This window comes from Micromonospora sp. NPDC005237 (assembly GCF_040607775.1).
Taxonomy (GTDB): domain Bacteria; phylum Actinomycetota; class Actinomycetes; order Mycobacteriales; family Micromonosporaceae; genus Micromonospora.
Genome location: NZ_JBEXHJ010000007.1, coordinates 414,057 through 439,326, shown reverse-complemented (window position 1 = coordinate 439,326; position 25,270 = coordinate 414,057). Strand labels below are relative to the sequence as shown.

The window sequence follows — 25,270 nt, the reverse complement described above, 5'->3', positions numbered from 1 at the left end:
GAGGTGTGTGCCATGTGCGGTATCGGAGGCGAGTTCCGCCTCGACGGGGCGCCACCGGATCAGGCGGCGCTGGAACGGATGCTCCCGGTCCTGTCCTCCCGGGGCCCGGACGGCGAAGGGCGGTGGCAGCACGGCCCGGCGGCGCTGGTGCACCGCCGGCTGCGCATCATCGATCTGTCCGACGCCGGCGCCCAGCCGATGGTCGATCCCGAGCTGGGCCTCGCCATGGTCTTCAACGGCTGCATCTACAACTACCGGGAGCTGCGCGACGAGCTGACCGCTGCCGGCTACTCCTTCCGGTCCACCTCGGACACGGAGGTGATCCTCAAGGCGTACCACCGGTGGGGGACGGCCTGCGTCGAGCGGTTCTACGGGATGTTCGCGTTCGCCCTGGTGGAGCTGGCCACGAACACCCTGGTGCTGGCGCGCGACCGGCTCGGCATCAAGCCCCTCTACCTGGCCGAGACGCCGGGCCGGATCCGCTTCGCGTCGACCCTGCCGGCGCTGCTCGCCGCCGGTGACGTGGACACCGACCTCGACCCGGTGGCGCTGCACCACTACATGAGCTTCCACGCGGTGGTGCCACCACCGCGCACCATCCTGGCCGGCGTCCGCAAGCTGCCCCCGGCCACCGTACGGGTGATCACCGGCGACGGCCGTAGCACCGACACCGTCTACTGGCGGCCGGAGTTCACCCGCGCCGCCGCGCCGGCCATGTCCCCCGACGAGTGGCAGGAACGGATCATGGCGGCGCTGCGCACCGCCGTACGCCGGCGGATGGTCGCCGACGTGCCGGTCGGCGTGCTGCTCTCCGGCGGCCTGGACTCCAGCCTGATCGTCGCCCTGCTCGCCGAGCAGGGCCAGACCGGCCTCGCCACCTTCAGCATCGGCTTCGAGGCGGCGGCGGGGGAGAGCGGCGACGAGTTCCACTACTCCGACCTGGTGGCCCGCGAGTACGACACCGACCACCACCAGATCCGCATCGGCGCGGCCCGGTTCGTGCCGGGAGTGCACGAGGCCATCGCGGCGATGAGCGAGCCGATGGTCAGCCACGACTGCGTGGCGTTCCACCTGCTCTCCGAGGAGGTCTCGCAGCGGATCACTGTGGTGCAGTCCGGGCAGGGCGCCGACGAGATCTTCGCCGGCTACGACTGGTACCCGCCAATGGCCAACGTGGCCCGCGCGGACGCCGTCGAGGCGTACGCCCGGGTGTTCTTCGATCGTCGCCACGACGCGCTCGCCGGGCACCTGGCGCCGGAGTGGATGCTCGACCACGACGCGAGCCTGGAGTTCGTCACCGCCCACTTCGGCGCGCCGGGGGCGGACACCGCGCTCGACGCGGCGCTGCGCCAGGACAGCCTGGTGATGCTTGTCGACGACCCGGTCAAGCGGGTCGACAACATGACGATGGCGTGGGGGCTGGAGGCCCGGGTGCCGTTCCTCGACCACGAGGTCGTCGAGCTGGCCGCCGCCTGCCCACCGGCGCTGAAGCTGGCCCAGGGTGGCAAGGGCGTGCTCAAGGCCGCGAGCCGGGGCATCGTGCCCGACGAGGTGATCGACCGGCCGAAGGGTTACTTCCCGGTGCCCGCCATCCGGCACCTGTCCGGCCCGCTGCTCGACGACGTCCGTGACGCGCTGACCGCGCGGCCGGCGCGTGAGCGCGGCCTGTTCCGCAAGGACTACCTGGAGGAGTTGCTGGACGCGCCGAACGCCCGGCGGACCACGTTGGGCTCCAACGCGCTCTGGCAGCTCGGGCTGCTGGAGCTCTGGTTGCAGCGGATCGGGGTTTAGATGAGCGTACGGATCGAGGTGCCGCGCCGGGTCCGACCCGTGCGCCACCGGCCGGTGCCGCCGCTGCCGGCCGGCGAGGACTTCGCGCCCGCGCCGTCGCCGGACGGCCGACGGGTGGCGTACCTGTCCGACCGGGCCGGAATCCCGGCCGTCTGGGTCCGCGACGTCGACGCGGCCGAGGCCGTCGCGCTGCCCAGCGGCGACGCACCGGTCCTGGCGGTGAGCTGGTCCCCGGACGGGCAGTGGCTGGCCTGCGTCGTCGCGCCCGGCGGCGCACCCCGCACCGAGCTGTGGGTGCTGCGCCCGGACGGCACGCAGCGCCGCCAGGTCGCCGGGTTCGGCCGCCGCAGCGCAGCCCTGTCGGGTTGGCTGCCCGACGGCGCGCTGCTGGCGGTCACCGAGACCGCCGAGCGGGGTGCCGCAGTGCTGGTCGACGCCGGCACCGGGCACCGGCGGGTGCTCGCCGAGGGCGACCTGCTCACCCTCCTGGACGTCAGCCCGGACGGCGGGTCCGCCCTGCTGCGTCGCGGTCCGCGTAACGCCCGCTGGCTGGAGCTGCTGGACGTGGCCACCGGCGACCGGGTACGGCTGCTGCCGGACACCGGCCGGGGCAGCACCGACCAGGGCTGCTTCGGTCCCGACGGGACGAGCGTGCTGGCGCGTACCGACGCGTTCTCGGAGCTGGCCGCGCTGGTGCGCGTCGACCTCGCGCGACCGACGCTGGCCCCGACGCGGCTCGCGGCGCGTCCGGACGCCGAGCTGGAGCACGTCGCGCTCAGCGCCGACCGGCGACGTGCCGCGCTGCTTTGGAACACCTACGGCGGGCGCGGCGAGCTGAGCCTGCTGGACCTCGCCAGCGGCGTGCAGCGGGCCGTCGCCGCCCCGGGTGAGGTGCTCGACGGCGCCGTCTTCGCCGCCGACGGCGACCTGCTCTGCGTCACCGCGCAGGGGCCGGTGCAGCCCCGGGAGATCTGGCTGGTCGATCCGGCGACCGGCACGCCCCGCCCGCTGCGGCCGGACACCGGCGCCGCGCGTACGGGCGACAGCGGTGTCGCCCCGCAGCTTGTCGACCTGCGCGCCCGCGACGGGTTGCCGCTGTCCGGCTGGCTCTACCGCCCGCCCGGTCCGGGCCCCTGGCCGACCGCGATCAGCCTGCACGGTGGCCCCGAGGCGCAGGAACGTCCCGGCTACAACCCGCTGTTCCAGGCCCTCGTCGCGCAGGGCGTCGCGGTGTTCGCGCCAAACGTGCGCGGCTCGTCGGGTTTCGGCCGCACCTTCGTCGCCGCCGACAACCTCGCCGGCCGCTACGGGGCCATCGCCGACGTGGCGGCGTGCGCCGACCACCTGCTCGACAGCGGCGTCGCGATCCCGGGCCAGCTCGGCTGCCTGGGCCGCTCCTACGGCGGCTACCTGGTCCTCGCGGTGCTGGTGAACTTCCCGGGCCTGTTCGCCGCGGGTGTGGCCGAGTGCGGCATCTCCGACTTCCGTACGTTCTACGCCGGCACCGAACCGTGGATCGCCGCCGCCGCCGTCAGCAAGTACGGCGACCCGGTGCGCGACGCCGACCTGCTGCGGGACCTGTCGCCGATGACCCACATCGACCAGCTCGACGTGCCGGTGCTGCTCATCCACGGCGCCAACGACACCAACGTGCCGGCCGGCGAGTCGGCCCAGGTGGCGCAGGCCCTCGCCGCGCGGGACGTCCCGCACGGGCACCTCGTGCTCACCGGCGAGGGGCACGACTTCCTGGCCCGCGACAACGCCGAGACGGCGCGTACGGCCACCACCGCCTGGCTCACCCGGCACCTCGCCGCGACGCCGGCCACCCTCGGCTGAGGCGTTATCCTGCGCCGGTGGACGTCACGGAGCAGGGTGAGCGGCTGGCCGCCGACCTGAGCCGATGGCTGACCGACGTGACCTTCGTCGACCTGGACGCCGACGAGGTGACCGCGCGGATCATCGCCGCGGTGGTGGGGTGGGGTCAGGCGCACCGGTGGCGGGTCTACCGGCGCGCGCCCAGCGTCGTACCACTGCCGCCGCCGATGCAGCAGCGGCACTCCGTCCTCGACGTGGCGTGCGCCCGACCGGACGGCCCACCGGTGGTGATCGAGGTCGACCACACCGACCGGGCGCGTACGGTGCAGAAGCTGACCGCCGAGGCCGACGCCGGCCGGATCCCGATCTGGGTGCGCTGGGGCGTCGGCCGCTTCACCGCGCCGCCACCGCCGGTGCGGATGGTGACCGTCGAGGTGACCCGCCGCGCCGGGCCGGCCGGGCGCGGACGCCTGCACAGCCGCACCGGCGACCGGCCCGCGCCGGCGCACTCGCCCGGCGGCGGCACGGCGGCCCCGCAGGCGCTGCCGATCCCGCTGACCGACCCGGGTAAGGGCATCTGAAGCGAATCGTAAGCGGAGGCCTGCAGTGTTCCGGGTGTCAGCAGAACACGACAGACACCCAGGAGATTCCGATGCGCAAGCTCATCAACTCGACCTACCTCACCCTCGACGGTGTCATCGAGAACCCGATGTGGACCGCGCCCTACTTCGACGAGGAGGCCGCCGCCTTCGCCGGCTCGCAGACCGAGGACGCCGACGCGCTGCTGATGGGCCGGGCCACCTACGACGGCTTCTCCCAGGCCTGGCCGACGATGGACGAGAGCGACCCGAGCACCGGCGCCGCGTTCTTCAACAACGTCAAGAAGTACGTCGCCTCGACCACCCTCACCAACCCCACCTGGAACAACACGGAGGTGCTCCAGGGGGACCTGGTCGAGGCGGTCGCGAAGCTCAAGGCCCAGGACGGCAAGGACATCATCCAGTACGGCTACGGCTCGGTCACCGCCCAGCTGGTCAAGGCGGGCCTGATGGACGAGGTCCGGTTCTGGATCCACCCGGTGCTGGAGGGCGCCGCCAACCTGAGCACCCCGCTCACCGACGTGAAGGCGACGTTCGAGCTGATCGACACCCGGGTGCACAAGAGCGGCGTGATCATCGCCTCGTACCGGCCGAAGTCGGCGAGCTGAGCGGCTGAGCGGCGAGCTGAGCGGCTGATCAGAGCTGGGCCCGGGCCTCGCCCGGGCTCAGCTTCGCGCCCTCGGCGACCAGCGCGTCGAACCGTTCCCGGCCGAGCACGGCGAGCACCCGCTCGGTCACCCGGTCGGTGTCGTCGCGCTCCGCCGGCGCGGCCGGAACGCCGGCGGCCTGCCGGGCGGCGGCCGCGGCGCCGAGCAGCCGGGCCGCGACCTCGGGCGACCGTACCGCCGACGCCATCCCCTCCAGCGGGCCGAGCACGTCGCGCGCGGTGGCCATCGCCTCGGCGACGTCGAACGCCTCGAGGTGCAGGGCCAGCGCGGCGGCGGGGTCGCCACTCTGCTCGACCGCGTAACCCAACTCCACGAGGACCATCGGCAGGTAGAGCGCCGGCTGGGCCTCGTTGCGCCCCTGCTCGGCGAGGCGGGTGAGGTGGGTGGTGGCCAGGTCGAGCTTGCCGTCGCGGCGGGCGGCGAAGCCGAGGCCGAGCTCGGCAAAGACGATCGCGCTCGGCGAACCCTGTTCCACCGCCAGCTGGTACGCGCGCTCGGCCAGCTCCCGGGCCTGCGCGTAGTCGCGGGTCTGCACCGCGATCCAGGCCAGCCAGGACAGCTTGCCGGCCACGTGCGGCCACAGCCCCAGCTCCTCGGCCCAGCGCAGCCCCTCCCGGTGCAGGGCTGCCGCGCGTTCGTACTCGCCGCGAATCTCGGCCAGCCCACCCACCCAGTCGTTCGCCTGGAGGCGGCCCCACCGGTCATCCACCTCGGCGAACAGCGCGGTGCTGCGCGTCGCCGCGCTCTCCAACGCGGCCAGGTCACCGCCGGCGTGCGCGATCATGGCCCGGGAGCTGAGCACTGCGGCCTCGGTCCACGGATCGGTGGCGGCGGTGGGCAGCAGCTCCGACGCCAGCGGCAGGTCACTGCTCTCGAGTACCGCGTTCGCCGCGAACCAGACGGCTCGGGCGTCGGTGACACCGGCCAGGGTGGCGCGCACCTCGGCCGGTGGGATCTGCTCGCCCTGCAACAGCGCGAAACCGATCCGCCAGGCTGCGGCGCGGCTCTCCTGCGTCGGATCGCCGGGCGTCGCGAGGGCTCGCCGCGCCTCGGTGAGCCGGCCCCGCAGGTACCAGTACCAGCTCAGCGCGACGGCCAGCCGCAACCCGCCGCCGTGCACCAGCGCCGCGCGCAGGTTCACCGTCTCCGCGTCGAGCAGCGCCAGCCACCGCTGCTGGTCGGGGCCGCGCAGCTGCGGGTCGGCCTGTTCGGCCAGGTCGGTGTAGTACCCGGCGTGCCGCGCCCGGGTGTCGTCGGCGTCGACCAGGTGGTCCAGGCAGAACGCGGCGACCGACTCGAGCAGCCGGTAACGGGGGCTGGTGCCGGAGTCGCCGAGCACCACCAGCGACCGGTCCACCAGGCGAGCCAGTGTGTCGAGATCGGTCCGGCAGACGAACTCGGCCGCCTCCGGGGTGCAGCCGTCGCCGAACACCGCGAGCCGGGCCAGCACCGCGCGGTCGGCGTCGTCGAGCAGGTCCCAGCTCCAGCCGATCACCGCGGTCAGCGTCCGCTGTCGCGGCGGCACGTCGCGCTGAGACGTGGTGAGCAGCCGGAACCGATCGTCGAGCCGGTCCACCACACCCCGCAGACCCAGCGCGCGGACGCGGGTCGCGGCCAGCTCCAACGCCAGCGGCAGGCCGTCCAGGCGACGGCAGAGCTGGGCGACCGCCGGCGCGGTGCGCTCGTCGAGTCGGAAACCGCGGTGCTGGGCGGCGGCACGGGCGGCGAACAGCCGGGCCGCCGCCGAGCGCCGCACCGCGTCCGGGTCGCTGTCCGAGGGCAGGGACAGCGGGGGTACCTCCCAGAGCAGCTCCCCGGTCAGGCCGAGCGGCTCCCGGCTGGTGGCCAACACGTGCACCCCGGGCGCGTCGCGCAGCAGCCGGGCCACCAGCGCGGCGACCGGCTCGATGACGTGTTCGCAGTTGTCCAGCACGAGCAGCAGGTGTCGCGCCCGCAGCGCCGCGACGAGTCGGTCGGTGGCCGACAGGCTCGTGCCAGCGGCCTCGCGGGCGTCAAGCGCGCCGAGCACCTGCTCGGCGACGCCCGGGTCGCCGGTCGGCAGTGGCGCCAGCTCGACCAGCAGGACGCCGTCCGGAAAGGACTGGCCGCGGGCGGTCTCGGTGGCCAGCCGGGTCTTGCCGACGCCGCCCGGCCCGATCAGCGTGACCAGGCGCTGCGCGGGCAGCAGGGCTCGCAGCTCGGTCAGCGCCTCGGCCCGGCCGACCAGCTCGTCGAGCTGGGCCGGCAGGCTGTTGCGGATGATCGCGGCCTTCGGCGGCGCGCTCAGGCCGGCGTCCTGTTCGAGGATCCTGCGGTGCAGGGCGACCAGTTCGGGGCCGGGGTCGAGGCCCAGCTCGTCGGCGAGCCGGTCCCGCAGGTCGGCATAGCTGTCCAGGGCCTCGGACTGGCGACCGGCCGTGTACAGCGCGCGCAGCTGCACCGCCCGCAGGCCCTCGCGCAGCGGGTGTCGGGCGACCAGCTCGGCCAGGTCGGCCGCGACCAGGTCGTGTTCACCTCGGGCCACCCGGGCTTCGGCGAGCCGTTCGTGCACGGCGAGGCGCTGCTCGGCGAGTCGGGTCGCCTCGGCGCGGACGAACTCGGCGTCGGCCACGTCGGCGTACGCCTCGCCCCGCCACAGCCCGAGGGCCTCGGTCAACCGGTCGACGTCGGTGTGCCGGGCCAGCTCGGCGAACCGGTCGGCGTCGACAGTGCCGGCCCGCAGCAGGTAGCCGGGAGCGCGGGACTCGACCAGGTCGCGGGCGCCCGGCTCGGCGTCGTTGAGCGCCTTGCGCAGCTGCGACACCCGCACCTGGAGGGCGCCGGCCGGGTTGGCGGGGGAGTCGTCACCCCACAGGTCGTCGATGAGCCGGTCGGCGGAGACGACCTGATTGCGGTTGGTCAGCAGGTCCGCCAGGAGGGCGCGCACCTTGGTGCCGGGCACCACCACCGGCTCGCCGGCGTCCGTGGTCACGGCGAGCGGCCCGAGCACCCCGAACTGCACGGCGGACATTTTAGCGCCGGTAAGACGACCTGAAGCAGACCGTAAGCGCGCCGGCGCACCGTGTGGGCATGGAGATCTATCACGAGACACATGGCAGTGACGAGGGCCGGCCCCTGGTGCTCATCCACGGCGCGCTCTCCGGCATCGGCACCTCGTTCGGCACGATCCTGCCGTTCCTGGCGAAGGCGCGGCGGGTGATCGCCGTGGAGTTGCAGGCGCACGGCCACACCCCGGACGTCGACCGTCCGCTGACCGTGGAGCACTTCGCCGCCGACGTGGTCGAGCTGCTCGACCGGTTGGGTGTCGAGCGGGCGGACGTGTTCGGCTGGAGCATGGGCTCGGCGGTGGCGCTGCGCCTGGGCACCGACCACGCCGAGCGGGTCGGGCGGCTCGTCCTCGCCTCGGTGAGCTTCGACGAGGACGGCCTGCACCCCGGGCTGCTCGACGGGATCCAGGACCTGCAACCGGAGCATCTGCACGGCTCGGAGTTCCACGAGGAGTACCTGCGGACCGCGCCGGACCCGGCGGGCTGGGCCACCCTGGTCACCAAGATGAAGGTCCTGGACGCGAACCTGCCGCGGTGGACGCCCGAGCAGATCCGGGCCCTGGCCGCGCCCGCCATGATCGTGCTGGCCGACTCGGACATCGTCCAGCCCGAGCACGCGGTGCGGATGTTCCGGCTGCTCGGCGGCGGGGTGCCCGGCGACCTGACCGGTCTGCCGCCCTGCCAGCTGGCCATCCTGCCGGGCACCACCCACACCACGATCCCGCAGCGCGCCGACTGGCTGGCCCCGATGATCGACGAGTTCCTGACCGAGGCCGGCTCGAACCTCTAAAGCGCGCTCAACCCCGCACCCCGTCCCGCACAGCATCGATCATGGACTCGTGGTGGCTATTTTGGCAGCCAAAGTCTGTTTCGCGCACCACCACAACTTCATGATCGACAGGGCGGGAGGGTTACCGCTGTTCGGGGGAGCGTCGGAGCCACAGCCAGACGCCGCCGAGGCCGCACACCACGCCAACGACAACGATCGCCGTCCGTGCCGCCGCCGGAGCGTCATCCAGGAACGGGGCGGCTTTCGAGGCGGCCAGGCTGAGCAGTGCGACGACCAGCAACAGTCCGGCGATGAATCGAACACGCGTCATGGCGATCTTTATAGCAGCAGGGCGCCGATCCACAGCACCGTCGTGTTAGGACGGACGCCCGTTGGGGGCGGAACTGGGGGTGGAGAGCGGAGGGCGGCGGACGTTCAGGTCGCGCTTTGCTCTGCTTCAACCCGCGCAACACCGGGAGACCCAACCTGTTGCGTGGGTTGAAGCAGAGCAAAGGGGTGCGATGGGCAGGTGCCTTCCCTTAGCTGCTGCCGTGACATAAGGTGCGAAAGCCGCGTGCCGGCCGCACAAAGTGCAAGACCGTGGGGGTGGGCGGGTCAGGCGCCGACTGGCTGGCCCCGATGATCGACGAGTTCCTGAGCGATGCCTGACACCAGCGCCGGAGTGGCTACTTCGCCAGGAGCAGCGCTTCGGCTCCCACCGGGCGATAACCGGCGGCCTGGAAGGCCCGCACACTGCGCGCGTTGCCGGCGGCCTGCTGTGCCCAGACCGGCTGCCCGTCGGGCACCAGGTGCCGGGCGGCGGTCGCCAGCGCCCGACCCAGGCCCCGGTGGCGAACGTCCTCGTCGACCTCAATCGCCGCCTCCCAGCGACCCGCCACGCCACGGCCGAGTACGACCACGCCGCCGTCGGCCGCCCAGACGCGGACGTCGTCACGACGCCTGCGCGCCCGGGTCTCGCGGGGATGATCGGCGTCGGTCAGCTCGCGCAGCGCCAGCGGGGGCGCACCGGCGAGCGGGGAGGCGACGGTCAGCAGGTCGATGGTGTCCGTCGACCGTCCGGTGCGGTCGAGCAGCGCGCTCAAAAAACGCGGATTCATCGTGGCCGCCAGAGCGTCGCAGTCGAGGGCGGCCAGGGTACGGCGGACCCAGTCGGGGTCCTCGTCGGTGAACACCACGGAGTGGGCGGTGAACGCGATCACCCCGGCGTCCCGACGGCTGTGCTGCGGCACGATGGTGGTCCCGCCGTCCGGCGGCGGGAAGTGCCCGCGTGCCGCCGCGTCCAGGACGTCGGCCAACGTGCCACCCACGATCGTCGCCTCCTTGAGTTGCGAGCCACCGTCCATTCTCACCGGTCCGGCCCGAAGTTCGCCGTCCCCGGTCATGGCGTGGGGCCGCCGGACCGGGTAGAAACACCAGAGAGCGCTCTCACGCCCCAGCTGCGCCGGGAGTACCACCCGGTCGCGGAGAGGACGAACCACATGACAACCCCGTCCCGACGTACCCTCCTGCTCGCCCTTCTGGTCACCACCGCCCTCACGACGACCGGCACCGCCGCCAGCGCCGGCCGCCCGACGCACGGCGCACCCGACTTCGGGCCGAACGTGACGATCTTCGACCCGACCATGCCGGTCAGCGAGATCCAGCAGACCCTCGACGCCGCGCACGCCCGGCAGGTCGACAACGAGATGGGCACCGAGCGGCACGCCTACCTGTTCAAGCCGGGCGCGTACGGCACTGCCGAGCAGCCGTTGCAGGCCAAGGTCGGCTACTACACCGAGGTCGCCGGCCTGGGCGCGTCGCCCACCGACGTCGCCGTCAACGGCAAACTGGAGGTCTACAACCGCTGCCTGGCCGACGGCGGCACTAGCAACTGCCTCGCGCTGGTCAACTTCTGGCGCACCCTGTCCAACCTCTCGCTCACCGTCAACGCCGCCGGCCAGGACGGCTGCCGGTCGACGGCGAACTTCTGGGCGGTGTCCCAGGCGGTCTCGATGCGCCGGCTGAACATCACCGGCGGCGGGCTGTCCCTGATGGACTACTGCACGGCCGGCCCGCAGTACGCCAGCGGCGGCTTCATCGCCGACTCGCGGCTGCCGGCCACCACCAACGGCTCGCAGCAGCAGTGGCTCACCCGCAACAGCGAGGTCGCCGGGTGGTCCAACGCCGTGTGGAACCAGGTCTTCGCGGGCGTCGAGGGCGCACCGGACGACGCCACGTTCCCGGACCCGCCGTACACCACCCTCGACACCACGCCGGTGAGCCGGGAGAAGCCGTACCTGTTCGTCGACGGCAAGGGCCGCTACAACGTGCGGGTGCCGTCGGCGCAGCGGGACACCCGGGGCGTCTCGTGGGCGAACGGGATGACCCCCGGGCGGACCATCGGGATCGACGACTTCTTCATCGCGAAGCCGTCCGACCCGGTTCGCGTCATCAACAGCCAGCTCGCGCGCGGCAAGCACCTGCTGCTCACCCCCGGTGTCTACGACATCGCCCGCAGCATCGAGATCCGACGCGCCAACACCGTGGTCCTCGGCATCGGCCACGCCACCCTCACCGCCGTTAACGGCGCGGTCCCGCTGGACGTCGCAGGAGTGCCCGGCGTGATCGTCGCCGGCGTCACGATCGACGCCGGCACGGTCGAGTCGCCGGTCCTGCTGCGGGTGGGCCGGCAGCACGGGCACGACGCCAGCAGTCCGGCCAACCCGACCACGCTGTCCGACGTGTACTTCCGGGTCGGCGGCCCGCACATCGGCCGGACCAACACGGCCCTGGAGGTCAACAGCGACAACGTGCTCATCGACCACACCTGGGTGTGGCGCGGCGACCACGGCGTCGAGGGCTTCACCGAGGGTGTCAACGGTGACACCGACCGCTGGCGCACCAACACCGGCCGCTACGGCGCTGTCATCAACGGCGACCACGTGACCGCCACCGGCCTGTTCGTCGAGCACTTCCAGCGCTACAACACCGTCTGGAACGGCGAGCACGGCACCACGATCCTCTACCAGAACGAGCTGCCGTACGACCCGCCGACGCAGGCCGACTGGATGAACGGCCCGGTCGAGGGCTTCGCCGGCTACAAGGTCGGCGACCGGGTGCGCCACCACGACCTCTACGGCGGCGGGGTGTACGTCTTCAACCAGAACAACCCGTCGATCCACACCGAGAACGGCTTCGAGGTCCCGAACCGGCCGGGGGTGCGGCTGCACCACATCATGACCGTCAACCTCAGCGCCGGCACGATCGATCACGTGGTCAACGGCGTCGGCGACGCGGCCGACACGACGAAGGTCGGCGTGCCGGTCTACATCGCGCGGTACCCGGCCTCGTAACGCTTCGGGGCGTACCAACGAAAGGGCCGGCGCCGGCGAGCGGCGCCGGCCCTCCGCGCGCCTGGGCCACGATGGCGCTCGGTTCCTTCCGACGCCTTGACGAACATTTTCATCGATCAGTCTCACTCTTGCGGGGTCACATCGACTGCTGCCACGATGGCCGTCAATGCCTTCCGTCCCGAAGGAGTGGTCCTCATGGCGGTCTCCCGCCGCAGGTTCGTCACGTCCGTGCTGGCCGGGTCCGCCCTCGCCGCCACCTCCACCACCGAGCTGCTCACCACCCTCGCCAACCCGGCGTACGCCGCCAGCCCGGTAGGCGACGTGGTCGGCAAGGTGACGGTCGGCTACCAGGGCTGGTTCAGCGCTCCCGGCGACTCCGCGCCCATCGGCGGCTGGTGGCACTGGAGCCGCGACCGCTTCCAGCCGCCGTCGCCGTCCAACACCACAATCGTGTCCTGGCCGGACATGCGCGAGTACACGCGCAGCTATCCCACCGCGTACCCCAACCTCGGCAACGGCTCGCCGGCCACCCTCTTCTCCTCCTTCGACCAGCAGACCGTGGACACCCACTTTCGCTGGATGCAGGAGTACGGCTGTGACACCGCCGCGCTGCAACGGTTCAACCCGACCGGCGACGAGGGGCCGACCCGCGACGCGATGACGCAGAAGGTCCGCGCGGCAGCCGAACGCTACGGCCGCAAGTTCTACATCATGTACGACGTCACCGACTGGCTGACCATGCAGACGGACATCAAGACCGACTGGACGACGAAGATGTCCCCGCACACCGCGTCGGGCGCGTACGCCCGCCAGAACGGCAAGCCGGTCGTCTGCATCTGGGGCTTCGGCTTCAGCGAATCGAGCCGGCCCTTCGCCCCCGGGCCGTGTCTGGAGGTCGTCAACTGGTTCAAGGCGCAGGGCTGCTACGTCATCGGTGGCGTCCCCACCTGGTGGCGGCAGGGCATCGAGGACTCCCGCGCCGGCTTCCTCGACGTCTACCACGCGTTCCACGCCATCTCGCCGTGGATGGTCTACCGGGCCAGGACGGTGGAGGAGCTCGACTCGTACTACAACAACGTCAACGTCGGCGACATGGCCGACTGCGCCGCGCGCGGCATCGACTACCTGCCCTGCGTGATGCCCGGAGACCTCGCCGGTGGGCACCGCAAGCACGGCGACTTCTACTGGCGGCACATCTACAACATGGTCCGGCTCGGCTCCCAGGGCCTCTACGTGTCCATGTTCGACGAGTACAACGAGGGCAACCAGATCGCCAAGACGTCCGAGACCCAGGCCACCACCCCGGCCGGCGCGAACATCCGCGCCCTGGACGAGGACGGCGTGGCCTGCTCCTCCGACTACTACCTCCGGATCACCGGCGACGGCGGCCGGATGCTCAAGGGACAGCTCGCGCTCACCGCCGTACGCCCGACGCCGCCGACGCTCGGGACCCCGCCGCCGGCCAGCGGGAACCTGGCCGCCGGCCGACCCACCTCGGCCAGCAGCCAGGGCGGCGGGTTCCCGGCGTCGAACGCGGTGGACTCCGACGCCGGCACCTACTGGGAGAGCGGCGGCGGCTCGTTCCCGCACTGGTGGCAGGTCGACCTCGGCGCCAGCCACCAGGTCAACAAGCTCGTGGTGCGGCTGCCCGCCAGCTGGGGCGCGCGTACCCAGACCATCACCGTGCTGGGCAGCGTCGACGGCAGCTCCTTCGCCACCATCGCCGCGGCCTCCGCGTTCACCTTCGACCCGGCGACCGGCAACACCGTCACCCGCACGCTGACGACCACCACGGCCCGCCACATCCGGCTGAGCATCGCCGGCAACACCGGCTGGCCGGCGGGCCAGCTCGCCCAGGTCGAGGTGTACGCCGCCAGCGGCTCCACGGACAACCCGCCGACCGCGCCGAGCGGTCTCACGGTGACCGGCCGGACGGCCAGCAGCGTGTCCCTGGCCTGGACGGCGTCGACCGACGACAACGGCGTGACCGGCTACCAGGTGCGCCAGGGCGGCACCGTGGTCAGCACGGTCACGGGCACCACGGCGACCGTGAGCGGGCTCAACGCGTCCACCTCGTACACCTTCACCGTCACCGCCCGCGACGCCGCCGGCAACACCTCGGCGGCGTCGAACGCGGTCACCGTGACCACCGACGCCCCGGCCAACGCCGACCTCGCCCGCGGGCGGTCCACCAGCGAGAGCAGCCACGTCCAGAGCTACGGCTCGGGGAACGTGGTCGACGGCGACGCGAACAGCTACTGGGAGAGCGCCAACAACGCCTTCCCGCAGTGGGTGCAGGTCGACCTGGGCGCGACGCGCACGGTCGGGTGGGTGGTGCTGAAGCTGCCGCCGTCATCGGCCTGGGCCACCCGTACGCAGACCCTCGCCGTCGCGGGCAGCACCGACGGGGGCAGCTTCGGCACGCTGGTCGGGGCGGCGGCGCGCACCTTCGACCCGTCGACGGGTAACCAGGTGACGCTGACCTTCAGCGCCGCGCAGACCCGCTACGTACGGATCACCGTGACCGGTAACACCGGCTGGCCGGCCGGGCAACTGGCGGCACTGGAGGTGTACGCCAGCTGACCGGACGTGGGGCGGCCGCCGGACGCCGACCGGCGGCCGCCACCTGTCCGGCGAGCGGGCACGTGGACTCGACGCCTCCCACGATTCTCGACCGTGACGTCGGCGCAGGTGCCCAGCCGACCCGGCCCAAATCGGTTGTTCACCTCGTAGCCGCTGGTTACGGTGCCCCGCGTGACGGTGCATGCCGCGGATTGGTGGTGAAGCGAGTGGCGAAGAACAAGCCGCCGTTCAGAATGAAGGCGATGCTCAGGCTGGAACGCGGCACCGCGACCGCCACCGACACCCTGCGCCGTTACGCTCCGCTCGCCGACGAGCTCGGCGCCGACGGGATCGACGTCGACGTCGACCGCGCGGACCTGCTGCTGTCGGGCTACCGGGTCGCCGGGAATGAGGAACGCGCCATGCACGCCCTGGCGCAGCCGCTGCTGCACCGCTTCGGCTGGCGCGATCAGGATTTCAGCTACTCGCGCAACGTCCGCTACGCCGAGACCGTCGTACCCCCGTCCGGGCCGCCTGCCACCCGCCTGGTGATCGATCGGGCCGACCAGGATCTGGGCTGGGAGGGCGCGACCCACGGCTCCGGCCTCACGCCCGACCGCACCCTGGACATCGGGCCGGCCGAAGCTGATGTCGTCGCCCGGCTCTTCGTCGCCGTTCCGGGGGCGGGGATCGCCGCGAGCGTGCAGGCGCTGGGGCCGTGGCTGGCCCGCGTCGAGCCGGCCGCCGTCAGCGTGGGCCCGGGCCGTGCTGCTCTGCTCTACCTTGCCCGCGCCGACCTGCGCACCGAGGCGGAGAGGCTGGGCATGGGCCTGGTCGAGACCGGCCGCATCGAAGCGGACGCCGAGCACGTCATCGAGACTGCGACGGCCACCGACGGCACGACCCTCTGGCTGCGCCGAGGCACCGACCCGGTCTCCCCGCACTGGCCCGGCATCATCGAGACCCGAGAGCTGGTCATCAACGACTCCTACCCGGACTAGTCATGCCGGTAAGGGTTGATGAAACCGCCACGGCTCGACCGATGAGCGGGAGAACGCCACTGCGCAGTCTTCGCCTATGTCGACGGTCTACCCGCGGAACCATCCGACCGCTGGCCCACTGGCATGGTCGGGCCGCAGCTCCCAAGGATGATCGCGGTGCCAGGCAGCAGCCGCGTCGGCATCACCGAGGCCGCGGGGGCAAGCGGGTGTGTGTACGCACCCAGGCCCACCGACCACTGCCACAAAATTGCGGTGCTCCGCCCACTCCGCCCGTGCCTGCTCCTCCGAGATCACATGAAGCACGTAGCAGCGCCGTTCCTGATCAACGGGACAGCCGTGCTCATTGGCAACGGCGATGAACCAGTACTCCCTGCCGTCGAGCAGCGCGAGACCATCCAACGGTCCGTCGTAGTAGTCGGCGAACCACAGCATCTGCACGCCGGTCATCTCCGCCAGACCGTCCAGCACGGATGGGTCATGCACCGATGCACCGTATACACCTGGCGACGGCCCGGCCAGACCTAACACTGGACAGACACCTGATCAGCACCACCTCCGTGGGTGGTCGCGCGGGCCATCCCGCCAGCCGGCGGCCCGCTGGCAAGGCGGGCAGACCACCACCCGACCCGCCAGCGTCCGACCCTGCGTCAAGTCCGCTTGACGTAGCAGGCCGGGCGGCGGCCCGCTTTCCATGAGGCGGGTCGGCGGCAGACAGTGAGGATGGTGGGGTGGGTCGCCGGGTTGGTCTGACTCATCGGCAGACCGACGGTTGTTGTCCTCATCCCGATTCGTCGGCCGGCCTGGTGGCCCCGGTAGCTGCATGTCACCGGTCAGGCGTCGTGACGTGATAGAAGCCTGTGCGAGAGGCGCCCACTACTGTGTTGTCCGCATCGTCTGACCGGTGACGTGTCCACGTGTTCTCGACGCGACCGAGAAAGGCGGACCTCACCAGCATGGCAGCCAAGGAGCGATCTCTCATCGGTGGTGTCGACACCCACCGCGACACACACCACGCCGCTGTCATCGACAGCACCGGCGGGCTCCTCGGCGACGCCGATTTTCCCGCGACCACCGCCGGCTATGCGGATCTGCTGGCCTGGATGCGCTCCTTCGGGCGGGTAACTGCCGTGGGCGTGGAGGGCACCGGCAGCTACGGGGCCGGCCTGGCCCGTTATCTGACCAGCAAAAAGATCGCCGTCGTGGAGGTGGACCGGCCGGACCGCCGCGCTCGCCGCGCACAGGGCAAGTCCGATCCGATCGACGCGATCGCCGCCGCCCAGGCAACCCTTGCTGGCACCGCGATGGGCACGCCGAAGACCCGCACTGGGCCGGTCGAGGCGATCCGCGCCCTCCGGTTCGCCGGCCGAGGAGCGGTCAAGGCCCGCACCGCCGCCCTGAATCAGATGCGCGGCCTGGTCGCCGCTGCCCCCGAGCAACTGCGTGCCCACCTGACCAGGGCCAGCGCGCCATGCTGGTCAGCCGGTGCGCTGCGCTGACCTACGACCCGGCCAGACTTCACGAGCCGGAACACGCCACCGCCGCAGCCTTGGTCGGGCTCGCCCGCCGGGTCACCATCCTCACGGAGGAGCTCACCACACTCGACCGGCAGGTGACACCCATCGTCCAGCGCGCAGCGCCCCGCACCACGGCCCTGTTCGGCGTTGGCCCCGACGTCGCCGCCCAGCTGCTCACCACCGCCGGCGACAACCCCGACCGGCTGCACTCCGAAGCGGCTCTGGCTCACCTCTGCGGCGCAGCCCCCATCCCAGCGAGCTCCGGACGGGTGCGCCGCCACCGCCTGCACCGAGGAGGCGACCGCGGCGCCAACCACGCCCTGCACACCATCGCGCTGTGCCGCATGCGCTACGACCAGCGCACCCCCGCCTACGTCCACCGCCGCATAACCGAAGGCCTCAGCAAGCAGGAGATCCTGCGCTGCCTGAAGCGCTACATCGTCCGCGACGTCTACACCGCCCTACGCGCTGACTTCGCCGCCCTCGCCCCTTGACCTCCATAGGAGCATCGGGAGGGCTTCCGAGGGTGCTGCCGGATACAGGCGATTACGGTGGCTCCTCGTCGGGCGATGGCCTAGCACCGAGCAGCAGCGCCGAACTACGTGTTGCCCCATCCGGCAGCTGCAAAATGTCAGCACGGTCGAGAAATAGAATACGAACGGCTCTAATGGCAACATCGAGCGCCTCGTAGCAAAACGCATACTCGGAAGGCTTCAGGTGCCCGCTGCCATGGACGACCTTGCTTCTAAGGCCGTAGATTGTGGACAGCCTGGTCTTGATCTCCATTCGTTCTTCGAATGTCTCACCTAGCAGTATGGCGATAGAAGTACTAATGCGGAAAGTGGGCTCGCCCTCCTTTGTTCCGAATAGTCTCTCCCATGCGATAACTGAGTCGATAAGAACATCTGATGGATCTCGCCGCTCCCCACTCGCCTTGAGTATGCGACTGAGCGCGAGGTCGATTTTCGCCACATATGGCTTGCTAAGTCTCTCGTACCACGACGCCCAGGAAGTTACTTCGTCTGCAGTTAGCTGTGTGGGCATGAAGCCCGCGCCCTCGCGCGGATCCGACCACGACAAACTCATCGTTGTGTCCAACGGATCGTCAAAGTGCCGCCATGTAGGAACGAGAAGCGCACGGGCCTCCCGTTCCACCGCCATGATTAGCCCAAAACGCAACCTATTGATCGTCGCCTCGACTTCATCGGGGAGATGCATGTCATCCGGCCATCTCAGATTGCCAGACGACCCGTCGACGACACGTATCGTGAGTGGAATCTGCATCTCCAGCACGATGTCACCGTCGTAACTGACAGTGGTGGTGACTCCTGAAAAGTCAGTAGCGCTGGCCTGACCTTTAAGGGACGGAGGCGCGAGTTTGCGATCGTCATCCGTTGTGCTCCGAACAGAGGCACCCTTCAGGGTCAGTCCACTGCCTTCCGGAAGGAGGATTCCGGCAAAGGCGATCTTCCCTCTGGTTATCCCCCGCTTGCGACTCAGGATACTGCGAATATTCCGAAGCTCTTTCAGGGCGGCCTCGACGAACTGCATCGGGCCCTGTTCCGCGAGGGGGATCGAGTGCCATGCCCGAGTCAAAATAATCTCGGGCAACCTTAGCAGTTGGATCGAGTGAGCGGTGCCGGTGCTGAGATAGATGCGCTTCGTAACTCGGCCCGTGCGCTCTCCTTCGATGGCAAATAGCTGACCTAGGGTCGAGTCATTCATTACGGCTTCGCGGAAACCGCTGGCGCTAGGATGATCGAAGATTGCTCGACTGGCGTAGATGCCGACGCGGAGGTTGTAGTGGTCGAACATCTCCGCGAACTCGTCCGGCAGAAGCAACGCTGAATAAACGGCATCGGCAAGATCGGCAATGGACTCTTCTAGGTCGTCGGCCGCAGGCACCGAGATCTGCTGGCCGCCCGCGTTGAGATAAAGCATCTGCGCGGTCAACTGGCCGTTCGCCTGGCATTCTGACAGCCAGCTCAGGGCGGCGCGAACTCGGACTGTTTGGTCTATATCTTCAGGGAGTCCTCGTAGGGTTCGGTCGAGGATTTCGGTGTTGGCAGCTTGTTCGGGCGTTAGAGTTGTGATCCCCGACAAGATGGAGTCGAGGTTTTCGCCGCAATTCAGTATGTACGTCACAAATTCTCTTCCGGCCACTTCCATAAGCCATACCAGACTGGAAAGCTTGGTCCCGGCGGCTAAAGCTTGCTCGGAAGGCGGCTGAGAAGAACTCATAGCTAGAGCGTGCCCTACGGCCGGGTGCATGTCCAGTTTGCGAGAAGTATTTGCTGCCCAAAGGCGGCCGTTCCTTCGGCCTAAGCGGCCAACCGATACATGAGCCGGCCGGTCAGCACCGACCACGGTCCCGCTGGTGGCAGGGCAGCAGCTCTGAGTGCCGCTTCAGCGTCTTACAGTCGTGCTGTGTGACCAACTGGGTGACGACGAGCCCGAGCAACGCTGGATGCCCATGGACTGCGGTGGACCGTTCGGCCGGGTCGGCCATGCTGCTGACGGAGCTCATCCACGACCGGTGGTTCCTCTGGGACGAGGAGGTCAGGCCGCTGGTGCGTAGAAGCATCGACGCCAACGCTGGGCTGAGCCCGCAGCTGCGGGTTCCGTCGCTCCTGTTCATGGTCGCCGGCTGGCTCTTCACGTTCCTGGCAGTTGCACTCGAAAGAGTGGCTGAACTGACGGAGGAGAAGTCCATGGGGATTCTGAAGCTGACTGCTTTGTCCGTAGCTCTCGTTCTAGGAGCCTACGCGGTAAATCTCTCGGCAGCGGCGGGCTGAGTCCAGCGGCCCGGGGGCGGCATTGCGAATCCGCAGGCTGTCGGGGTCTGTTCAGTTGCCTGGGGGCAAGGAGTCTCCGGGGCACATACGGGGCATAAGACAGTGTGAATCGTCGGCAATCAGCCATCAACGACGTGAGGCCGGGAGCGAGCGTGACCAGCGCGCCGACCAAATCGCCGCAGGTCACGAGAGAGACCGTCTAAGTTCCGCTTTAACTTGACAGCAAGGGTGCTGCCACGGTCCGGCGAGAGCTGTTTGTGCTCCGCAAGGCCGTAATCCTGCCAACGTTTCGCTTACAACCAGGATGAGTCCTCTTTTTCGAAGTCATCAGACAGCCCCACACCTACGCGCAGACGATGAAGGAGGCGGGATTTACCGCTGATTGACAACCGCGCCAGATTTGCTGCGGATGGGCATGATTACCCGTCGATGAGAAGTCTCCTGAGGGGAGGTAACCGAAACAGCCACCTGTGAGTTCTCTATTCCCAACCGAATCGTAGGAGAGCGAAATCCCTCTAGCGCATTCAGTAAGTACGAAGAATTCAGGGCTACACGCACACGCCGCCCGCTCACCACCGCCGGCACAACGAAAGATTCGCGCCCGACGTTCATCGAATCCCATACGCGGATCTCGTCAGGAGCAAGACCATACTCCAAAACAATCCACGGAAGATAACCATCCAAAGTGAGGCTAATGATCTTATTGACGGCATCAAGAAGCGCAATCCTGCTTATCTCAACAATAGTACCCTTAGGTCCAGCATTTAGGATTGATTGAAGTGGCGGGTATGCCTCCGGATCGAGATGGCAATCAAAGGCAATGAATTTATTTCCGGCGATTACCTCTACCCGATGCACGTCTGCAAGCAGCATTACCTCGGCGCTTCGACGAAACGCTCGAAGTGAAAGAATATCAAAGCCGCTTAGCAAACCCTTAAATTCGACTTCACCTTTCATTACCGGCAGGTCCAGGGAGATAGCCTGATACTTGTCAGTTGCCATCAAATTCAAGCACTCGCCGTTATGCACAACTAGGACATTCGCGATCAACTGCTCTCGCTCCGACCGATAGTAGGGGCCGTTATCGGCACTAACGACGTTACTTACCAGCTCGGCCGCCTTGGCCAGCGCTTCACCTCGAACAACGGCCCACTTCTGCGCAGTCGTGTTTTCGCTCGGACGCTCCTGTATCTTCAGTGTCCGACGACGCTGCTTCGGCCCCCGAAACAGAGCACGGCCAGCTTCATCTCTCACCGCCGGGTGTTCATCGCTTCGCAGCTTACGAAGTAACCCCTTGGCAGCTGATGCCCGCGAATGGTCCCGGCTATACATTAGCCCTTCAATGATCTGGACCGCCGCCAAACGCAGAAGGTAGTGATGACTTTCTAGTGCGATGGCAACGTCATCGTCCAATGAATCAGCGGGTCTGACGACAGTCGGCGCTCGGGCGATAACAATATCGCCGTTCAGCCCCACTAAATTCAACTCGGGGGTTTGCTCAGAATTTCTCTTCCTGACTTCGGCGCTGGCGAACTGATACAGCTCAGTTAGGGTAATCCATCCATCACCATTTAGGTCCGCCAAGCCTGTTAAGAGGCCATCCGCCAACGCTTGAGTAAAGAGCGACGCAGCGACATCCTCCTGAGTGTACTCTAAGGCGATCTGGATAGCGCTGCTCGCAGTCATCACCGCTCGCCCGCTTCCACTCAACTCTTCTGGAAGGCCCACAACGTTCGTGATCGATTTTGCAACCAGATCACGGCCAAACGCTCCCGAATAACAGCAATCCAAAGCAAGTACAATCTGACGCGCAGACGTATCGTTTAGCTGCTCTCGCAGATATCTTCCAGATAGAGCCGTCGCCGGGAGTGCGTTTACGTCCGTGTCGGGGACTGCGAAATAGAACCGACCATTGGCATCTTTGATGCCATGGCCAGACAAATGGACGAATGCAAGGTCATCAGCTCTAACATTAGCAAACACTTCATGGATAGCGATTTGCGCATCACGCAGAGTTGGGTTAGCAACTATCGTCACATCGAAATCACCCACCCCGCTTCGGCGGAGGGCTTTAGCAAGGCGGGATGCGTCAGCAACGGGGGATGCAAGCTGAGGAAGCCTCCGATCACCGAACTCCGAGCAGGCAATCAATAGAGCCTTCTTAGGCATCCTTGGCCTGCTCTAACTCCGGGGAAGCTGAACTACCCTGAGGGAGATTTTCCAACCAGGCTTCGATAACGGCAGCCTGGTGCGCCCCTGACGCCGATTTGATCTCCAACCGATCGGACCCTACGGAAAGGGTAATGGAACGGGCATGCTGTCGCTGGATCCAAAGGCTTACAACGTTGGCAACGATGCGGACCGCCTGGAGTGAAGCCCCCACGACAAGGACAGCCATCGCCGGATCCATCGTTGCCTTTGGCACCCAACCATGCGGCAGTCGATATTCCGGCGCTTCTCGACTAAGCAAGGCCATCTCTGCGTTTACGGACGACCCAATCGCTCTCAAGTCGTCCCTTAGCCCTAGCAGCGCATCATCTTCGGCAGCCTCGATGACGACCTCTACGCGCGACCACTCATGATTCACATTGCGCATTATGCCTCGCGCTTGCAACTGCCGAATAGTCCTGTAGAGGATCAAGGCACCGCGCTCCGCGCGGTGCTGGGCGGCAAGCCCGGCCGGCGGCAAGCCGCCCCGGCCGCCTACGGCACCGGGGCGGTGAGCCACCGACAGCCGCCGGGACACCGCCCTCACGGCAGATGACGGCAGAGCCTTACGGGGTCGCAGCATGGACGACCCAATCGAGTTGCGTCTCGACCTCGCCACCGCCGAGGATCTTCGCATCGCGCTGTACGACCTGGGCGAGCATCAGGCCGCAGGTAGGCCGATCCCCTACATGGACGCCGAGACCAGCAGACGGCTCCGCGCCCTCCTGCGGGACCTGGACATCCGGTTGGGCGGCACCGGCAGATTCGCGTAGCCGGCTTGCCAGCAAGCGGTACGGAAGCCGGCACCTCGACCGCCGTCGGGGTCGGGGCTTCCGCCTGCCGCGCCAGTCCAACCCCGGGACTGGCTTGCCACCGAGTCACCGGGTCGCGGCGCCAGTTCCACCGTTAGGACGTGAAGAGCCCTCTCCCGCAGCGCCGGCTCCGACTCCGGCTCCCGAACAACCGAGCGCCGCCCGGAGAGGCCCCACAGCGGCACAGCCAGCCCGACCCGAGACGAGGTCAACTGAGCCGGCGCTCAGGGCGCCTCCAGGGCGTCAAACGCCGCCCAATGTTGACCATGAACGACCATCGACGCCCGAACTAGAACCAGCTCAGAGCCTTGATCGCGGCTCTGGCCTGGTGGGCGACGGACGAGTCGACCTGTACGCCGGATCCTGTTCACGCAGTCTGCGACCGAGGTTCTGCGTCGTGTTCCGCTCGATCAACAGGGGATGCTGGAACGACCGAGCCGCCAGCGAAGTACACCGGCGCGCGACGGTCACGGGCTCCCATTGCGGCAGGGATTCGCGTGGCGACGTTGTCGGGAAGTCGCTGCTCGGCTTCTCGCCACGGGAGAAAGGCGACGTCCTCCAACTCCTCCTTCGGCAAGCTGACGTCATCGAGATTGGCGATCGACCCGCAGTCGAACGTGAAGCTGATGATCGCCCGTGGCCGCTGCCCGGCGGACGGTGCCCAGTCGACTACGAGAAGGTCACCCACCACCACGGAGATTCCCAACTCCTCTCGGATCTCACGGGCGCAGGCAACATGGGGATATTCGTCCTCGTCGACATAGCCGCCGGGGAGGGCCCAGTGGTCGCGGTACGTGGGTTTGACAAGCAGCACGTTGCCGGCCGGGTCGGTGATGAAGGCTGCGGCGGCGGCGTAGAAGGACGCCAGGTTGGCGTACCAGGTGGCAGGCTCCGTCCAGGTCACCCAGGTGACGCTAGCGGAGAGGCTGAGGGCGACTACGGCTCTATGTGGCTGCGGGCATGGCGGCGAGGGCGCGGAGGACGTCGTTGACCTGGGGAGACGTGCGCTGTGGGCTGAGTGCGATAGCGAGTTCGCGGACGCGCTGCTGAACACGCGACGACTGGATACCCTCAGCGTGCTGCGCCAACTCTCGACCCCAGATGCAGGCGGCATCGGTGTCCCCGGCGCGGGCATGAGTTATGGCGACGAGGGCAGTGTGTAGGGCACGCGTCCGGGTGTTCTGGCTGTCGAGCGTGAGCGCCTCCGGGGCGTGTCGGAGGGCTTGCGAGTACTGACGTAAATCCGCCAGGCACCTGAGTGCGGCTCCGGCGAGGTGGGCTGGACTGAAGTAGCTGACCCAGCGCGGGCCGGGGTCCGCGCCGATGCGGTCGAGAGCCCGCTCGGCTCTGGCAAGCGCGAGCTGGCAGGCACGTCGCTCACCTGACTGCCCGTATGCGGTGGCGGCGGTGGCGTGCAGTCGAGTGAGCACCGCGGCTGGTGCACCGCCTGCTCCGTCGATGGCCGCTTCGGCGAGCCGTATCGCCTCCCGGGAGTGACCCAGGTGCACGGCCTGGGTGGCGAGATTGGCCAGCAGGTGAGCGCCGTAGAGGCGATCGTCGGCGGCCTTGGCGAGCCGCAGGGCGATGGTCACGTGCTGTTGGGCGTTGGCTTGGTCGCCCGCGTCATACGACATGAAAGCGAGCTGGCCGCATAGCGTCGCGGCTGCTCGCATGAGGTCGCGACCCACGGCATCCGTGTAGGTGCCGCGCAGCATGAGAGCGACCTGACGCACGAGGAAGTCCGCTAATAGAACCCGGGTGCGCGGCGAGCCGCTGCCGTGACGTCGGTCGAGGTCGGTGAAGTGATTCGCCAGGGCGTACAGCGACTGGACGTCGGTGAGGCTGACCAACTGCCGACCGCTCCGGCTCAGCATGCCGTCGGGCAGGTCATACCGCCATCCGAGCGCAGCTTGTTCAGCCTTTCCGCTGTCGAATGCTCCGCTGGCTTGTTGGTTGATGTGCTTACTGAGCGTCGCCCAGATCCGCTCGGCAGTATCGATCGTCCCATCGACGGTCGCCGGGTAGACGCAGGTTTCGATGCCGTCGGTCGTGCCGAAACCCAGTTCCGTGACGGCAACAGGGCGGCCGAGCTTGCGGCCTAGAGTCTCGGCCATGGCGGCCTGGACGTGCTCGCCCGGCCGGCGGCCGCGTAACCACCAATAGACGCTGGCAGCGTCGTACCGCCAGGCGCCCTGGTCGCGACCGGCGTGATTGAGCTGTCGAGCGAAGGCAGCGTGAGCGTTGCCGTAGCCGGCGGCAAGCAACAGCCCTTCTAAAGCGACGTTCGTCACCGGTCGCGCCATGGGTTCGCCTCCAGGCATCAGCCAACTACAACT

The 25,270-nt window shown here is 68.6% G+C and carries 18 protein-coding genes and 1 pseudogene; 11 read left to right on the top strand and 8 right to left on the bottom strand.

What is annotated here, in order from left to right; genetic code table 11:
* The first annotated feature begins 12 nt into the window (after positions 1 to 12).
* The 4 genes from ABZT87_RS21630 to ABZT87_RS21615 all read left to right on the top strand — a co-directional run bounded on the left by ABZT87_RS21630 (position 13) and on the right by ABZT87_RS21615 (position 4,813).
* A complete protein-coding gene (locus ABZT87_RS21630; RefSeq protein ID WP_355137688.1) occupies positions 13 to 1,791 on the top strand; it encodes an N-acetylglutaminylglutamine amidotransferase in 1,779 nt (592 codons plus the stop codon).
* Positions 1,792 to 3,627 (top strand): prolyl oligopeptidase family serine peptidase, encoded by a 1,836-nt coding sequence (locus ABZT87_RS21625; RefSeq protein ID WP_355137686.1) that lies wholly within the window; start codon positions 1,792 to 1,794, stop codon positions 3,625 to 3,627. It begins immediately after the preceding gene.
* Between the two features lie 17 nt (positions 3,628 to 3,644).
* A complete protein-coding gene (locus ABZT87_RS21620; RefSeq protein WP_355137684.1) occupies positions 3,645 to 4,187 on the top strand; it encodes a hypothetical protein in 543 nt (180 codons plus the stop codon).
* A gap of 71 nt (positions 4,188 to 4,258) precedes the next feature.
* Entirely contained in the window at positions 4,259 to 4,813 is a 555-nt protein-coding gene (locus ABZT87_RS21615; RefSeq protein WP_355137682.1) for a dihydrofolate reductase family protein, read from the top strand.
* A 28-nt stretch (positions 4,814 to 4,841) separates the two neighbouring features.
* Here the strand turns inward: ABZT87_RS21615 and ABZT87_RS21610 are convergent, their stop codons facing one another.
* Positions 4,842 to 7,883 carry a BTAD domain-containing putative transcriptional regulator gene (locus ABZT87_RS21610; RefSeq protein WP_355137680.1) on the bottom strand — a complete coding sequence of 1,014 codons (3,042 nt, stop codon included), beginning with the start codon at positions 7,881 to 7,883 and terminating at the stop codon, positions 4,842 to 4,844.
* A 59-nt stretch (positions 7,884 to 7,942) separates the two neighbouring features.
* Here ABZT87_RS21610 and ABZT87_RS21605 point away from each other — a divergent pair, with 59 nt between their 5' ends.
* On the top strand, positions 7,943 to 8,710 hold the full coding sequence (locus ABZT87_RS21605; RefSeq protein WP_355137678.1) for an alpha/beta hydrolase: 768 nt from the start codon (positions 7,943 to 7,945) through the stop codon (positions 8,708 to 8,710).
* 121 nt (positions 8,711 to 8,831) lie between these two features.
* On the opposite strand, the gene ABZT87_RS21600 is transcribed toward ABZT87_RS21605, so the two are convergent.
* Together ABZT87_RS21600 and ABZT87_RS21595 are read right to left on the bottom strand one after the other, a co-directional pair.
* On the bottom strand, positions 8,832 to 9,020 hold the full coding sequence (locus ABZT87_RS21600) for a hypothetical protein (RefSeq protein WP_355137676.1): 189 nt from the start codon (positions 9,018 to 9,020) through the stop codon (positions 8,832 to 8,834).
* Between the two features lie 355 nt (positions 9,021 to 9,375).
* Entirely contained in the window at positions 9,376 to 10,017 is a 642-nt protein-coding gene (locus ABZT87_RS21595; protein WP_355137674.1) for a GNAT family N-acetyltransferase, read from the bottom strand.
* A 171-nt stretch (positions 10,018 to 10,188) separates the two neighbouring features.
* Here ABZT87_RS21595 and ABZT87_RS21590 point away from each other — a divergent pair, with 171 nt between their 5' ends.
* The 3 genes from ABZT87_RS21590 to ABZT87_RS21580 all read left to right on the top strand — a co-directional run bounded on the left by ABZT87_RS21590 (position 10,189) and on the right by ABZT87_RS21580 (position 15,605).
* Complete coding sequence (locus ABZT87_RS21590; protein ID WP_355137672.1) at positions 10,189 to 12,042, top strand: adenylyl cyclase; 1,854 nt, start codon at positions 10,189 to 10,191, stop codon at positions 12,040 to 12,042.
* Positions 12,043 to 12,237: 195 nt separating this feature from the next.
* Positions 12,238 to 14,625, top strand: a complete 2,388-nt coding sequence (locus ABZT87_RS21585; protein ID WP_355137670.1) for a discoidin domain-containing protein — start codon at positions 12,238 to 12,240, stop codon at positions 14,623 to 14,625.
* A gap of 206 nt (positions 14,626 to 14,831) precedes the next feature.
* Positions 14,832 to 15,605 (top strand): hypothetical protein, encoded by a 774-nt coding sequence (locus ABZT87_RS21580; protein WP_355137780.1) that lies wholly within the window; start codon positions 14,832 to 14,834, stop codon positions 15,603 to 15,605.
* A gap of 87 nt (positions 15,606 to 15,692) precedes the next feature.
* Here the strand turns inward: ABZT87_RS21580 and ABZT87_RS21575 are convergent, their stop codons facing one another.
* Positions 15,693 to 16,088, bottom strand: coding sequence for a hypothetical protein (locus ABZT87_RS21575; protein WP_354860567.1), 396 nt, complete (start codon positions 16,086 to 16,088; stop codon positions 15,693 to 15,695).
* Between the two features lie 470 nt (positions 16,089 to 16,558).
* Here ABZT87_RS21575 and ABZT87_RS21570 point away from each other — a divergent pair.
* Positions 16,559 to 17,613: pseudogene (locus ABZT87_RS21570) on the top strand (IS110 family transposase).
* A 52-nt stretch (positions 17,614 to 17,665) separates the two neighbouring features.
* On the opposite strand, the gene ABZT87_RS21565 reads toward ABZT87_RS21570, so the two are convergent.
* Complete coding sequence (locus tag ABZT87_RS21565; RefSeq protein ID WP_355137668.1) at positions 17,666 to 19,360, bottom strand: hypothetical protein; 1,695 nt, start codon at positions 19,358 to 19,360, stop codon at positions 17,666 to 17,668.
* A gap of 266 nt (positions 19,361 to 19,626) precedes the next feature.
* On the opposite strand from ABZT87_RS21565, the gene ABZT87_RS21560 reads away from it, so the two are divergent.
* Positions 19,627 to 19,914, top strand: coding sequence for a hypothetical protein (locus ABZT87_RS21560; RefSeq protein ID WP_355137666.1), 288 nt, complete (start codon positions 19,627 to 19,629; stop codon positions 19,912 to 19,914).
* A gap of 372 nt (positions 19,915 to 20,286) precedes the next feature.
* Here ABZT87_RS21560 and ABZT87_RS21555 read toward each other — a convergent pair whose 3' ends face one another.
* The gene (locus tag ABZT87_RS21555; protein WP_355137664.1) at positions 20,287 to 22,083 is read right to left on the bottom strand and encodes a caspase family protein; all 1,797 of its coding nucleotides are present in this window, start codon (positions 22,081 to 22,083) and stop codon (positions 20,287 to 20,289) included.
* Between the two features lie 620 nt (positions 22,084 to 22,703).
* Here ABZT87_RS21555 and ABZT87_RS21550 point away from each other — a divergent pair.
* The gene (locus ABZT87_RS21550; RefSeq protein ID WP_354860561.1) at positions 22,704 to 22,895 is read left to right on the top strand and encodes a hypothetical protein; all 192 of its coding nucleotides are present in this window, start codon (positions 22,704 to 22,706) and stop codon (positions 22,893 to 22,895) included.
* A 406-nt stretch (positions 22,896 to 23,301) separates the two neighbouring features.
* Here ABZT87_RS21550 and ABZT87_RS21545 read toward each other — a convergent pair whose 3' ends face one another.
* Positions 23,302 to 23,838, bottom strand: coding sequence for an NUDIX hydrolase (locus ABZT87_RS21545; RefSeq protein ID WP_355137662.1), 537 nt, complete (start codon positions 23,836 to 23,838; stop codon positions 23,302 to 23,304).
* 40 nt (positions 23,839 to 23,878) lie between these two features.
* Complete coding sequence (locus ABZT87_RS21540; RefSeq protein WP_355137660.1) at positions 23,879 to 25,237, bottom strand: hypothetical protein; 1,359 nt, start codon at positions 25,235 to 25,237, stop codon at positions 23,879 to 23,881.
* Between the last annotated feature and the right edge of the window lie 33 nt (positions 25,238 to 25,270).

Excerpts from the sequence above, each read along its gene's own strand:
- ABZT87_RS21630 (WP_355137688.1), top strand. The coding sequence starts at position 13 with ATGTGCGGTATCGGAGGCGAGTTCCGCCTCGACGGGGCGCCACCGGAT.
- ABZT87_RS21625 (WP_355137686.1), top strand. The coding sequence starts at position 1,792 with ATGAGCGTACGGATCGAGGTGCCGCGCCGGGTCCGACCCGTGCGCCAC.
- ABZT87_RS21615 (WP_355137682.1), top strand. The coding sequence starts at position 4,259 with ATGCGCAAGCTCATCAACTCGACCTACCTCACCCTCGACGGTGTCATC.
- ABZT87_RS21610 (WP_355137680.1), bottom strand. The coding sequence starts at position 7,883 with ATGTCCGCCGTGCAGTTCGGGGTGCTCGGGCCGCTCGCCGTGACCACG.
- ABZT87_RS21605 (WP_355137678.1), top strand. The coding sequence starts at position 7,943 with ATGGAGATCTATCACGAGACACATGGCAGTGACGAGGGCCGGCCCCTG.
- ABZT87_RS21600 (WP_355137676.1), bottom strand. The coding sequence starts at position 9,020 with ATGACGCGTGTTCGATTCATCGCCGGACTGTTGCTGGTCGTCGCACTG.
- ABZT87_RS21590 (WP_355137672.1), top strand. The coding sequence starts at position 10,189 with ATGACAACCCCGTCCCGACGTACCCTCCTGCTCGCCCTTCTGGTCACC.
- ABZT87_RS21585 (WP_355137670.1), top strand. The coding sequence starts at position 12,238 with ATGGCGGTCTCCCGCCGCAGGTTCGTCACGTCCGTGCTGGCCGGGTCC.
- ABZT87_RS21565 (WP_355137668.1), bottom strand. The coding sequence starts at position 19,360 with ATGAGTTCTTCTCAGCCGCCTTCCGAGCAAGCTTTAGCCGCCGGGACC.
- ABZT87_RS21560 (WP_355137666.1), top strand. The coding sequence starts at position 19,627 with ATGCTGCTGACGGAGCTCATCCACGACCGGTGGTTCCTCTGGGACGAG.
- ABZT87_RS21555 (WP_355137664.1), bottom strand. The coding sequence starts at position 22,083 with ATGCCTAAGAAGGCTCTATTGATTGCCTGCTCGGAGTTCGGTGATCGG.
- ABZT87_RS21550 (WP_354860561.1), top strand. The coding sequence starts at position 22,704 with ATGGACGACCCAATCGAGTTGCGTCTCGACCTCGCCACCGCCGAGGAT.
- ABZT87_RS21540 (WP_355137660.1), bottom strand. The coding sequence starts at position 25,237 with ATGGCGCGACCGGTGACGAACGTCGCTTTAGAAGGGCTGTTGCTTGCC.